At 35.2% G+C, this 11,787-nt stretch carries 11 protein-coding genes; 4 read left to right on the top strand and 7 right to left on the bottom strand.

Annotated features, from left to right (window positions below):
- Positions 1-170 precede the first annotated feature (170 nt).
- The gene (locus IJE13_RS02035) at positions 171-1,451 is read left to right on the top strand and encodes a dicarboxylate/amino acid:cation symporter (RefSeq protein ID WP_292776442.1); all 1,281 of its coding nucleotides are present in this window, start codon (positions 171-173) and stop codon (positions 1,449-1,451) included.
- 225 nt (positions 1,452-1,676) lie between these two features.
- Here IJE13_RS02035 and IJE13_RS02030 read toward each other — a convergent pair whose 3' ends face one another.
- From IJE13_RS02030 to IJE13_RS02000, 7 genes are all read right to left on the bottom strand, one after another.
- Positions 1,677-2,822, bottom strand: coding sequence for an aldo/keto reductase (locus IJE13_RS02030; RefSeq protein WP_292776440.1), 1,146 nt, complete (start codon positions 2,820-2,822; stop codon positions 1,677-1,679).
- A 207-nt stretch (positions 2,823-3,029) separates the two neighbouring features.
- Positions 3,030-3,308: a hypothetical protein gene (locus tag IJE13_RS02025; protein WP_292776437.1), complete on the bottom strand. Its 279-nt coding sequence runs from the start codon at positions 3,306-3,308 to the stop codon at positions 3,030-3,032.
- A 93-nt stretch (positions 3,309-3,401) separates the two neighbouring features.
- Positions 3,402-6,578 (bottom strand): carbamoyl-phosphate synthase large subunit, encoded by a 3,177-nt coding sequence (carB, locus tag IJE13_RS02020; protein ID WP_292776435.1) that lies wholly within the window; start codon positions 6,576-6,578, stop codon positions 3,402-3,404.
- A 153-nt stretch (positions 6,579-6,731) separates the two neighbouring features.
- Positions 6,732-7,823, bottom strand: a complete 1,092-nt coding sequence (gene carA / locus IJE13_RS02015) for a glutamine-hydrolyzing carbamoyl-phosphate synthase small subunit (protein WP_292776433.1) — start codon at positions 7,821-7,823, stop codon at positions 6,732-6,734.
- Positions 7,824-8,244: 421 nt separating this feature from the next.
- Positions 8,245-8,847 carry a hypothetical protein gene (locus IJE13_RS02010; RefSeq protein WP_292776432.1) on the bottom strand — a complete coding sequence of 201 codons (603 nt, stop codon included), beginning with the start codon at positions 8,845-8,847 and terminating at the stop codon, positions 8,245-8,247.
- Positions 8,848-8,879: 32 nt separating this feature from the next.
- Entirely contained in the window at positions 8,880-9,284 is a 405-nt protein-coding gene (locus tag IJE13_RS02005) for a hypothetical protein (protein ID WP_292776429.1), read from the bottom strand.
- A 53-nt stretch (positions 9,285-9,337) separates the two neighbouring features.
- Complete coding sequence (locus IJE13_RS02000) at positions 9,338-9,568, bottom strand: hypothetical protein (protein WP_292776427.1); 231 nt, start codon at positions 9,566-9,568, stop codon at positions 9,338-9,340.
- 182 nt (positions 9,569-9,750) lie between these two features.
- Between IJE13_RS02000 and IJE13_RS01995 the strand changes: the two genes are divergently transcribed.
- From IJE13_RS01995 to IJE13_RS01985, 3 genes are all read left to right on the top strand, one after another.
- Entirely contained in the window at positions 9,751-9,981 is a 231-nt protein-coding gene (locus IJE13_RS01995; RefSeq protein ID WP_292776424.1) for a zinc ribbon domain-containing protein, read from the top strand.
- Between the two features lie 81 nt (positions 9,982-10,062).
- Positions 10,063-10,410, top strand: a complete 348-nt coding sequence (locus IJE13_RS01990) for a hypothetical protein (protein ID WP_292776422.1) — start codon at positions 10,063-10,065, stop codon at positions 10,408-10,410.
- 86 nt (positions 10,411-10,496) lie between these two features.
- On the top strand, positions 10,497-11,774 hold the full coding sequence (locus IJE13_RS01985) for an adhesin (RefSeq protein ID WP_292776419.1): 1,278 nt from the start codon (positions 10,497-10,499) through the stop codon (positions 11,772-11,774).
- Positions 11,775-11,787 lie beyond the last annotated feature (13 nt).

Below are 11,787 nucleotides of genomic sequence, written 5' to 3'. Positions count from 1 at the left end.
TTTTTTTATTTTTTTTCTTATTCTTGTTATTCTCTCTATTTTAGTTATTTTTCATATATTTTTACTTTTTTTATTCATTTTGCCAGTTAATGAAAAACTTATTCCAATTAAAAAAAGATTAATATATTTAAGCCACATATATTTATACATTGAATTATTGTGGCGATTATATGTTAAACAGACTTAAGGAAATCAGCCTGGGCAATTGGATCCTAATCGCAATGATACTGGGTATGATTGTAGGATTAATACTGAATTTTTATGTTAGCAACCCATTTATCAAAAACGTTATCTTAATAGACAATGTCTTCTATCTAGGCGGAAATCTATTTATTAAACTGATGAAGATGCTGGTTGTTCCACTTGTTTTCTGTTCCATCATTGTAGGGGTAACCTCCATTTCAGACATTAAAAAGATTGGTACAATTGGTGGAAAGGTTATTTGCATCTATCTTATAACCACTGCATTGGCAGTTTCAATAGCCATTCTAATATCAGGAATGATTCAACCTGGAGTTGGCTTGCATATGACAGGCCTTGCAGACCCTTCAAATGTCACTACCAATGCGACAGTGACCAGCGCCATTTTAGACATGATTCCAGATAATCCCTTAAATTCATTGGCAAATGGAGACATGTTGCCTGTAATCATCTTTGCAATAATTGTAGGATATATCCTCGCCAAATTAAGGGATGAGACAGAAATCGTCAATAGGATCTTTACTGAAGGGAATACAATCATGATGGAAATGACCAATATAGTCATGAAATTTGCACCGATAGGGGTTTTCTGTCTAATCGCAAAGACATTCGCCACATTAGGATTCGATGGATTGATGCCTTTAAGCAAATATGTTGCATGCGTCCTTCTGGCTTTGGCGGTGCAGGCATTTATCGTTTATCCGACATTGCTTGTTGCCTTTACAAGATTGAATCCAATAAGGTTCTTTAGGAAATTCTTCTCTGTAATGCTATTCGCATTTTCCTCATCATCATCTAATGCAACCATTCCATTGACCTTGGATAAATTAAGCGAAATCGGAGTCTCCAAGGATGTCTCATCATTTACCATACCATTAGGAGCTACAATCAATATGGATGGAACAGCAATAATGCAAGGTGTTGTGGTCATGTTTGCAGCGCAGGCATATGGAATTGACTTGGGATTGACTGCATTGCTTACAGTGATATTTACCGCAGTTATGGCTTCAGTTGGAACCGCAGGTATTCCATCAGTGGGATTGGTGACCTTAAACATGGTATTTGCTTCCGTAGGATTGCCAACAGATGCAATAGCCATAATCATGGGAATAGACCATATACTTGATATGATCAGATCTGCAGTTAATGTGACAGGTGATGCGATTTGTACAATAATCGTTTCATTTGGAAATAAGTCTGTAGACGTTGATAAGTTCAATGGCAAGAAAGAAGCCGAATCAGTACTGTAATATCTTCCAGCTTTAAGCTGGAATCCTTTTCTTTTTTTTTGAGATTCGATTTTAAAATAATTAAAATCAAACCACTTCTTTAAAAAATGCTATTTTTATAAAAAAAATTTAAAAATATAAAAAAATTGAAAAAATATTAGAAAAAATAGTAAAAAAGTAAAAAAAGTAAAATAATGAGAAATAAGTAAATTAAAAAAGAAAAATTTATTTTAAAGAATAATCCAATTACTCATTCTCAAATCCATAAATTCCAGTTTCAAAGGTTTTTGCAACATCCTTCAAGACTTCTGGAATGTTGATTTTCTGTGGACATCCTTCAATGCAGATTTCACAATCAGTGCAGTCAGATGCTATTCCAACATCAGGAAGCTTTGAATAATTCAAATAAGCGTTTCCATGAGGAGTCCACTCATCTGTATCAAGCAGCTTATGCTTATTATAGATATCAAAGAGCTTTGCTATATCGATATTGCTTGAGCAATTGTCAACACAGTATCTGCATTTGGTGCAGTCTACAGTAATGTTGTTATTGATGATTTCAGAAACCTCTTCAAGAAGCTTAAGCTCCTCATCATTCAATGGATCTGCATTTTTGAATTCCCTAATATTCTCTTCAAGCTGCTGGCTGTTGCTTGCACCTGTGAAAACAAGGCATACATTATCTAGATTGGCTACAAATCTAATTGCCCATGAAACAACGGACTTGTCAGGATTATAATCCTTCATAAGCTTTTCCGCCTCTTCAGGAACATCTGCCAAGAATCCGCCTTTAAACGGTTCCATAATCATGACTTTCACATTATGTTTTCTTGCAACCTCCAGGCATTTGCGTGATTCGATTGCCTCATCTTCCCAGTCAAGATAGTTTATCTGAAGCAATACAAATTCCAATTCAGGATGCTTGCTTAAAAGGCCATCTAAAAATTCAGCATTTCCATGTGTTGATAATCCAATATGCCTTATGAATCCTTCTTCCTTCTTCTTTTGGACAAATGAATACAAGTCAACATTTTTCCAAGCGTTTTCAGTAAATCCGCTTACATTATGCAGTAGATAATAATCAAAGTAATCAAGACCGCAATTTTCCAATTGCTGATTGAACAGAGGTTCCAATTGTGATTCCTCTGTGATAACAAATAATGGCAATTTAGTTGAAACGGTGAAGGAATCCCTAGGATACCTTTCAACAACTGCCTTTCTTAAACTTTCTTCCCCAATGCCTTCATGATAAACGAATGCAGTGTCAAAATGGTTGAATCCGCTTTCCATATACAAATCAACCATCTTATTCACTTCATCATAATCAATGCTTTTGAAATCGTTTTCATCAAGAAGGGGAAGCCTCATCATTCCCATACCTAATTTAGTCATAGCAATCACATCTATTTATTTAAATCTAATTAAGACTTTATTGTTCTTATTATATAAAACTGATTATAATAATTGTTTACTGAAATAAGCATTAACCAATTGAAGAAAATGACTTATCAGATATTAAAATAGAAAAAATAGAGAAATGAGATTAAAAATAAATAAAAAATAGTTAAATAGAAAAATAAAACAAAATTCTATTAAAAATTAAAATTCCTTAAGCAATTCGACGATTTCGTCCCTGCTATAACCTAACTTGACTAAAATAGCTTTAAGACTGTCAGCATCGTCCCACTTAACTTCTCTCCATGCTTTAAAATCGTTTCTGATAATTGCATTGACTAACAATTGCATGGTAATGAAGTCATCACTTTCAACTACCATTAAGGCATCTTTCTTATTGAATTTTCCTTCTGGATCAACCAAATCGTATTTTCCGGTTTCAGAATCTAATTTCATTATCGCACTGTCAATTTTAAAAGGCATTTTTACACCAACATAAAAGTAATTTTAAATTATAATAATTCGTAAAATTAAAAAAAATAATAAAAAAATGAAAAATAGAGAAAATCCCTATTTTTAGATATTTGCTATATGATCATTCAATGATTTGACCTTCAAATCACTGTCTTTAACAGCTTCAATCGCATTTAAGGCAGCTCTTGCTCCTGCTAAAGTGGTCACATAAGGAATTCCAAGCTCTACAGCCAAACGTCTGATGGTATAGCCGTCCTTGGAAGCCTGTTCACCATGAGGAGTGTTGATGATCATATCAATCTTTCCATCCAAGATGGCTTCCTTAATGTTAGGAGTTCCTTGGGATACTTTCTTGATTCTTGTAATAGGAACATCAAAGATTGCATTTGCTGTACCTTTTGTAGCATATATGTTAAATCCTAAGGCATGAGCCTTTTCAGCAATCGGCTGGATTTTCTTTTGGTCCTGTTCCCTTACACTGATCAGGAGATTTCCTTCCTTAGGCAAGTCCATTCCTGCTGAAAGCTGTGACTTGTAGAAGGCAAGGCCGAAGTTCTCATCTATACCGATACTTTCACCGGTGGATTTCATTTCAGGACCTAATATACTGTCGGATTCTGTCAATTTCAAGAATGGGAAAACAGACTCTTTTACAGCTACGTGATTGATTTTGATTTCCTTAGTCAAATTGAAGTCCTTGAGCTTTGCACCCATCATCAAGGAGGTTGCAACTTTTGCAAGAGGAACACCAATGGCTTTACTTACAAATGGAACGGTTCTACTTGCCCTTGGGTTTGCCTCGATGATGTATACCCTTTCCTCATCCAATTTAACTGCATATTGAATGTTCATGAGTCCAATGACATCCAATTCCAAAGCGAGTTTTCTTGTATTTTCTCTGATCACTTGAAGCAAATGCTCTGGAATGGTTTGAGGAGGTATTACACATGCGGAGTCACCGGAGTGAACACCAGCTTCTTCAATGTGCTCCATGATACCTGCAATGAATACGTCTTCACCGTCACATAAAAGGTCTACATCAAGCTCAACTGCATCTTCCAGGAACTTGTCTACAAGAATTGGGTGTTCCGGTGAAACCTTTACAGCCTCTTTCATATATTCTTCCAACTCTTCCACACAGTAAACGATTTCCATTGCCCTTCCGCCGATAACATATGATGGACGTACGAGAACTGGGAAACCAATTCTCTCTGCGGCTTCACGAGCTTCATCAAATGAATTTGCCAAACCATAAGGTGCCTGATTAATATGCAAGTCATTCAATACTTCAGTGAATCTTTCCCTATCCTCTACCCTATCAATGCTTTCATATGGGGTACCTAAGATCTTAACCCCTGCCTCTGCAAGAGGAACAGATAGGTTGATTGATGTCTGGCCACCGAATTGAACAATGACCCCCTCAGGTTCAACCTGTTCAATTATTCCCATGATGTCCTCAAAGGTCAATGGCTCGAAGAACAATTCATCTGAAATGTCATAGTCAGTACTTACGGTTTCTGGGTTGTTGTTTACAAGGATTGTTTCGATTCCTAAGTCTTTCAATGCGAGAGAGGAATGCACACAGCAGTAATCGAACTCAATACCTTGTCCGATTCTGATTGGACCTGCACCGATAATCAAGATTTTCTTATTGTCTGTCTTGATGAGTTCGTTTCCGCTGTCATAACTGCTGTAATAATATGGGGTTTTTGCTTCAAACTCTGCTGCACAGGTATCTACCATCTTGTAGGATGGCTTAATGTCAAACTTGTCGAGAAGTGCCTTGACATCCTTCTCTTCAATGCCTGCGAGTTTTGCAAGGGTGAAATTGGAGAATCCTAATTTTTTAGCCTTTAGGAGGAATTTTTCATCTTCAAGTGCTTCTTTTGTTACCTGATTTTCAAACTCTACTATGTTTTCAATCTTGTAAAGGAAGAATGCGTCCATTTTTGAAAGTTCTGCAAGTTCCTCAACACTTCTTCCATCCTTAATAGCAGAGTACATGTGGAATAGTCTTTCATCGGTAGGATTTGCTAAATTGTCTTCTGTGTACTCCAAATACTCGAATCCGTGCAATCCGATATCCAAGGAGCGAATAGCCTTTTGAATGGCCTCTTCATAGGTTCTACCAATAGCCATTACCTCACCGGTTGCTTTCATTTGAACTCCAATCTTTCTGTCAATGCCTTTGAACTTGTCAAATGGCCATCTTGGGATTTTAACAACGATATAGTCAATGGAAGGTTCAAAGGAAGCAGGAGTTTCCTTGGTGATGTCGTTTCTGATTTCATCTAAAGTAAGGCCAAGTGCCACTTTTGAAGAGATCTTTGCGATAGGATAACCGGTTGCCTTAGATGCAAGTGCACTGCTTCTGCTTACACGAGGGTTTACTTCAATGATTTTGTATTCATTAGTTTCAGGATTCAATGCAAATTGGATGTTACATCCACCATTGATTCCCAAGTTTCTGATGATCTTTATGGAAGCGTCCCTTAATCTTTGACACACTTCATCATTCAAGTTTTGGATAGGAGCAACTACAATACTGTCTCCTGTATGTATACCCATAGGGTCCACATTTTCCATGTTACATACAATGATACAGGTATCGTTCTTGTCTCTCATGACCTCAAATTCGATTTCCTTCCATCCTAAAACGGATTCGTCAATCAATACTTGGTTGATGTAACTCATGTCAAGCCCATGAGTGGTAACATCTATAAGTTCCTGCTTGTTGTGAGCTATTCCTCCACCGGTACCACCTAAGGTAAAAGCAGGACGGACAATGACAGGATAGCCGATTTCCTCAACGGCTTCCAAAGCCTCTTCAACAGATTCCACCGCATGACATTTAGGGATAGGTTCATCCAATCTATCCATAAAGTTAGCGAACAGATCTCTGTCTTCCACATCTGCAATGGTCTGAACGTCAGAACCAATTACCTTTATGCCTTCAAGAAGGCCTAACTTTCCAAGTTCCGTTGCAATGTTCAAACCGGTTTGTCCACCCATGGTAGGCAAAATAGCGTCAATTTTCTCTTTTTCTATAATTTGAGCAACAAGTTCTGCAGTCAACGGTTCAGTGTAAACAGTGTCTGCCATATCCATATCAGTTTGGATGGTAGCAGGATTGCTGTTTACAAGAACAGTTTCCAAACCCTCTTCCCTAAGTGATTTGCACGCTTGGGAACCAGAGTAGTCAAACTCAGCAGCCTGACCAATCTGAATAGGTCCAGAACCAATTATAAGCACTTTATTAATATCCTCATCAACAGGCATTTTATCCTCTCTTATTCCACATTATTAGTAATTTTATGATTTTAATAATCTTAATCCATGAAACTTTTAAATCTTATAATTTCAAAAGCCATTATAATTTTAAATTTAAATTTTATAATTTTATAATCAATTAAATACAATGAAATTCAAATCTTAGTACTCCTTAATCAATTTTCCAAACTCTTCAAACAAATCCCTTGTATCGTTTGGACCAGGTCCGGATTCAGGGTGGTATTGAATTGTTCGAAGAGGCAATTCCTTATGTGCAAATCCTTCTGGAGTACCATCATTCAAGTTGATTTGAGTGAGTTCCAAGTCGGTTCCCTTTAGGGAATCCGGATCAATGGCAAATCCGTGATTTTGGGAAGTGATGAACACTTTTCCAGATTGCAAATCCTTTACTGGCTGATTTGCTCCCCTGTGACCGAATTTCATTTTATAGGTAGTTGCACCGAATGCCTTTGCGATTACATGCTGTCCCATGCAAATACCGAATACTGGGAATTTGTTGATTAATTTTTCCACATTTGCAATGGTATCAGTCAATCTTTCAGGGTTTCCAGGACCAGGTGAAACCATAAGTCCATTTACGCCATAATCCAAGATGGTTTGATAATCAGTATTGTAAGGGAATAAAGCAACGCCAACACCGTTTTCAAGGAAACAGTTGATGATATTCTTCTTAACGCCACAATCAATAATGGCTACGGTCTTGTCAAAGTCTCCAAAAGTCTTGACTTCAGGAGTGGACACTAAAGGAACCAAGTCCAAATCCACAATGCTTTTATGTTCCTGAGCACGTGCCACAAGCTCATCATCATCAATCTCTTCGGTAGCGAGTGCTGCCTTAAGGGATCCTTTTTCACGAATCTTCAAAGTCAAGTCTCTTGTATCGATATCTTCAATTCCAGGGACCTTGAATTCTTTCAAGAAATCGTCCAAAGTCTTTTTAGTACCGAAATTGGATAGCTTTTTACAAGCCTCTCTCACTACAAAACCTTCAACCTGCACCTTATCGGATTGATACCAATCTTCGCTAACTCCATAGTTACCCTCCAAAGGATAAGTGGACATCAAAATCTGTCCTTTAAAGGAAGGGTCAGTCAGCGCTTCGGTATAACCGGACATACCGGTTGAGAAAGCAAGCTCACCTACAGTTACAGTTTCATAACCGAAGGCTTCACCTTTTAAAACAGTTCCGTCTTCTAAAGCTAATTTTGCTTCATTTCCCATAATTTTCACCATATAATTCATTGTATTTAATATAAAAATAATCATCAAATCAAATAGCATTTCAAGCCAATTTTCCATTAAGAAAATCATGCTTTTTGCTAAATTAATTTACCTTAATTATTTATGTAATTTATTTAATTTAAATTATTCTATAAATCATATTTTCATTAAAATTTTTAGAGAAAATTCATAGAATTTAAACTAAACATTATAATATAATGTTTATTAAACAAAATATTTTAACTTATCTATTAAAATGATAATTTTAAAAAAAATAGTTTAAAAATAGTTAAATTGTTAATAAAAATGGAATGAAAATTAATAAAAAAATAGTTAAAAATTTGATAAAAAAGAGTAAGAAATTATGATTAAATAAAGAAAAATAGCAACTTCAAAAGAGTTAAAATTTAGGATTAGAAACTAATCAAAACAATCAATATTCCCCACTGGAACATCTGTCAAATTTCATTTGCTTTGAAATCTCCCTTTTTCTTTTCTCTGAAACCTCAGTATTCATCTGATTCATGAAATCATCCAATTTATCAAATCCTTTTGAATTGTCTTCATTTCCCTCCAAATAATTCTCTTCATTGGATTTGATAATGTCTGGCTTATTCAAATTGGATTTGACCATGGAATATCTTACAACCAATTCATCATAGAACCATCTTACAGCAAATCCATCGGAACTGCTTAAGGCAATCAAATGCTTTGTATAACCATTTTTTGAATAAACAATCACTATAGATGAATACAGTGAAGATAAATTGGATTTATTAAGTTTTAAATCAATTATTTCAGAGTAAAATATCTTCAAAGAACCCTTGGATTTACGTTGGAGCAAAGATTTCCTTTTCAATAAAATATGATCCTCTTCCAAAGAGGTTTCAGATATCACATTGGAACTCATGCAGGACTTTGAAAAGGCTTGGGAATCCACACTATAATCATCCTCCTTAGAGCTTAATCTCTTTTGTGAAAAAGAGAAATTAAGAAGATATCTGGATTCCGGAGAGTAACTTGAATTATTTTCCATAATACCACAGTCAATAAACAATAACAATAAACTTAAATTGAAACATTGATTTTTCCTTCAATCAAATACAATATGATCAGATAAATCACCATCGATCCAAAGTAGCAAAGAATATCAGCAAAGTCAAATATTGCCCCTGCCTTAATGAACAATGCCACATATTCCCATACGAATGATGCTAAAATGGTTACAAGAATTATCAGCCAGAGATTTGTCAGCTTATATGGATAAACAATATTCAAAAAGCTTAACAAGACAACAATGGCTAGAAAGTCATTGAAATGGAACATGAAAAACCAATTCAGATCATGGAGAAAATGATTATTCAATAGATAAAGAGACAATGCCATAATCAAAATGATAAGATTATAGATTCTAAATCTCCTATCGTTTTTCTCAAATGAAAATCTTTTAAATAAATTAGCTAAATCAAACATTTATATCAATAACTAAAATAATAATTAACAATCTAATAATTAAACACGAATAATTAATCAAAAGTCATTATGAAAATAGCCATCAAAACTATAGCAACCATACCGACAATCAATAGGGAGGTGTTATCTAATGAGATAGATTTATAATACCCATTGAATCCACCTTGATTGCCATATTCCCTTTGACCATCATTTTGGCCTTGATAATCATCTTCATCATCAGTTTCTATAATCTGCTTGTCCTTCACTTCATAATCGTCAATTTCTATAATGTCATCAGCCATTCTATCACCCTCATTAAAATATAATCAGATTTTATTGATAAACTTTCATTGATAATCAATAACAATTACATAATAAAATATTATTTCCTAATATTTATAGATATCTATAAAAGCGATTAAAATAATAATTTAATTATATTTGTATTATATTCGAATTATATTTAATAACTGAAGGTGAAATAATGAACCAATTTTGTCCGAAATGTGGGGCAAAGCTTTATGATATCAATGCTAAGTTTTGCAGCCAATGCGGCGCTAATTTAACTGAAAAAAAGGAAATAAATCCAAATGACTTGCCTGAAGATAGAATAGACTTAAGGGAAGGCATGACCAATAGGAACACTGGAATGTGGAAAACAACCAAATGGGGAAGACGAAAGAAAAAACCAGTGAATTGGGATATGGAAAAATAATTTTTTAGAAGATTGAAATTAGATTTACCCAACTAAAACAAAAAACATAAAAATTAAAATCATATTTTTGGAGATTATAGAATGAAAACACAAGAGGAAATTGGAGAAAAAATCGAATTGCTGAATGATAAGATTGCAGGATTAAGGGCAGAGGAAGATGACCTTACAAATGAACTTAAAGTAATCCTTGCAGGTTCCGAATTGCAATCAATCATGTTGACAAGCACATTAGTAAGCTCTGAAAGCCAAGTTCGTGACTTGCTTGAAAAATTTGAAAAAAGAGCTGAAGAATTGAATGAAAGATATGAAGAGGCATCCATTGAAGGAAATGCTGAAGCAAAAAACCAGATTCATGCAATGATCTGGACAAACGACATAAGATTGGATACCATCAAATGGGTTCTTGAAGAAGACGATGAAGAAATTTAAACAAGATCCATCTTTTATTAAACATTTATTTAAAATTTAAAAATTATTTTATAAACAATTAAATTGCAATCAAACGAGATAAGACTATGAAAAAGATTATTCCATTATTGCTTTTATCATTGATAATCTTAAGCCCAATATTTGCTGAAAGTGCAGATGCAACCACTGTATTCCTGACTTCAGACAATCTGCATGAGCATGATGCGGATTTCGCCAGATTAAATGATATCAAGGAAAGAATCGAATCAAAGACCAATGGAGACATCATTGTAGTGGTTGATGATTCGGCTTCAAATCCCGGAGAAGGGACACGGGTAATGGCTGCAAGATGTGATGTGGCAGTTACAATAGCCGGGGCTTGCGCAGGAAACTTAGTTGACCTTGCAGATTACTCCACTAAGGTAAGCAAGAAAATCATCTATGTGAATGCAGGGACACTTGACCTGTACAATATCAATTTCCTTAGAAGATCCTATGATGACAATTGGTCCCATTACACATTTGCATCAGTGAAAAGCCCTGGAAAATTCCTGAATGACGCTGGAATAACCTTAATCCAACCAGCACAGCAATATCCAGACGATTGCTACAAAGGAATAATCGCATATGACAGCGACAATGTGAACGAATACATTGCAGATGAAATCATCAAATCAGTTTATGCTGGAATGGACAACAACAAACAGTTGGATACTGATTTAATAGTCTATCACAAACTAGACCCTAAATACTTGGCGGAAGATTCCCAGAAAATCGTTGCCGGATACGGAATGGATATGCAGGATTCATACGGTTCCTACACTACACAGCAATTATTGTATATGAGCGCCTCATACATAAGCGGATACGGCTTGGAAGTTCCTGGAGAATTTGGAGCGCCGGACAATCCTCAAGAATATTCAAGCTTCACCAAAGGAGAATATTCATTCAATGACTATTACAATATGGCGGATATTGTTGTAGACTATATGAATGAGAATGGAAAGGCACCTGATTCCATCAATTATGAAGGTGCAAGCATAGGATATTACGATCTGGTCTATAATTTTGCACTGCTTACACAGGATGACACAAGTGCAAGCAATATGAATTTCCCATCTGAAATGGAATTCCACAAATACAACAGCGACCTATTCCATGAGCTATTGCCAATAGGAATCATAATCCTTGGAATAATCGTAATCTTATTAATAATCAGAAGCATAATAAAAAGAATAAAAAGAAGGATTAGAAGAAGAAAACAAAGAAGAAACAGGAAAAGAAGGCAAAGAGAAATTGAAAGAGAGATGGAAAGAGGAAGAGGCAGAAGAAGACAAGGCAGGCCTCCTAAGAGATTGAACAAACAGCAAAAAAGACGCAGATAAGTGAAAACAGCAA

Source organism: Methanobrevibacter sp., assembly GCF_017410345.1.
In the GTDB taxonomy this organism is placed as follows: domain Archaea; phylum Methanobacteriota; class Methanobacteria; order Methanobacteriales; family Methanobacteriaceae; genus Methanobrevibacter.
The sequence above is the reverse complement of the archived record's forward strand: the minus strand, read 5'-3'. Positions and strand labels throughout refer to the sequence as shown.

Bases quoted from the DNA above. Each gene is read 5' to 3' on its own strand.
- IJE13_RS02010 (WP_292776432.1), bottom strand. From the start codon at position 8,847: ATGGAAAATAATTCAAGTTACTCTCCGGAATCCAGATATCTTCTTAAT.
- IJE13_RS02035 (WP_292776442.1), top strand. From the start codon at position 171: ATGTTAAACAGACTTAAGGAAATCAGCCTGGGCAATTGGATCCTAATC.
- IJE13_RS01995 (WP_292776424.1), top strand. From the start codon at position 9,751: ATGAACCAATTTTGTCCGAAATGTGGGGCAAAGCTTTATGATATCAAT.
- IJE13_RS02005 (WP_292776429.1), bottom strand. From the start codon at position 9,284: ATGTTTGATTTAGCTAATTTATTTAAAAGATTTTCATTTGAGAAAAAC.
- IJE13_RS02000 (WP_292776427.1), bottom strand. From the start codon at position 9,568: ATGGCTGATGACATTATAGAAATTGACGATTATGAAGTGAAGGACAAG.
- carA (WP_292776433.1), bottom strand. From the start codon at position 7,823: ATGGTGAAAATTATGGGAAATGAAGCAAAATTAGCTTTAGAAGACGGA.
- carB (WP_292776435.1), bottom strand. From the start codon at position 6,578: ATGCCTGTTGATGAGGATATTAATAAAGTGCTTATAATTGGTTCTGGA.
- IJE13_RS02025 (WP_292776437.1), bottom strand. From the start codon at position 3,308: ATGCCTTTTAAAATTGACAGTGCGATAATGAAATTAGATTCTGAAACC.
- IJE13_RS01985 (WP_292776419.1), top strand. From the start codon at position 10,497: ATGAAAAAGATTATTCCATTATTGCTTTTATCATTGATAATCTTAAGC.
- IJE13_RS02030 (WP_292776440.1), bottom strand. From the start codon at position 2,822: ATGACTAAATTAGGTATGGGAATGATGAGGCTTCCCCTTCTTGATGAA.
- IJE13_RS01990 (WP_292776422.1), top strand. From the start codon at position 10,063: ATGAAAACACAAGAGGAAATTGGAGAAAAAATCGAATTGCTGAATGAT.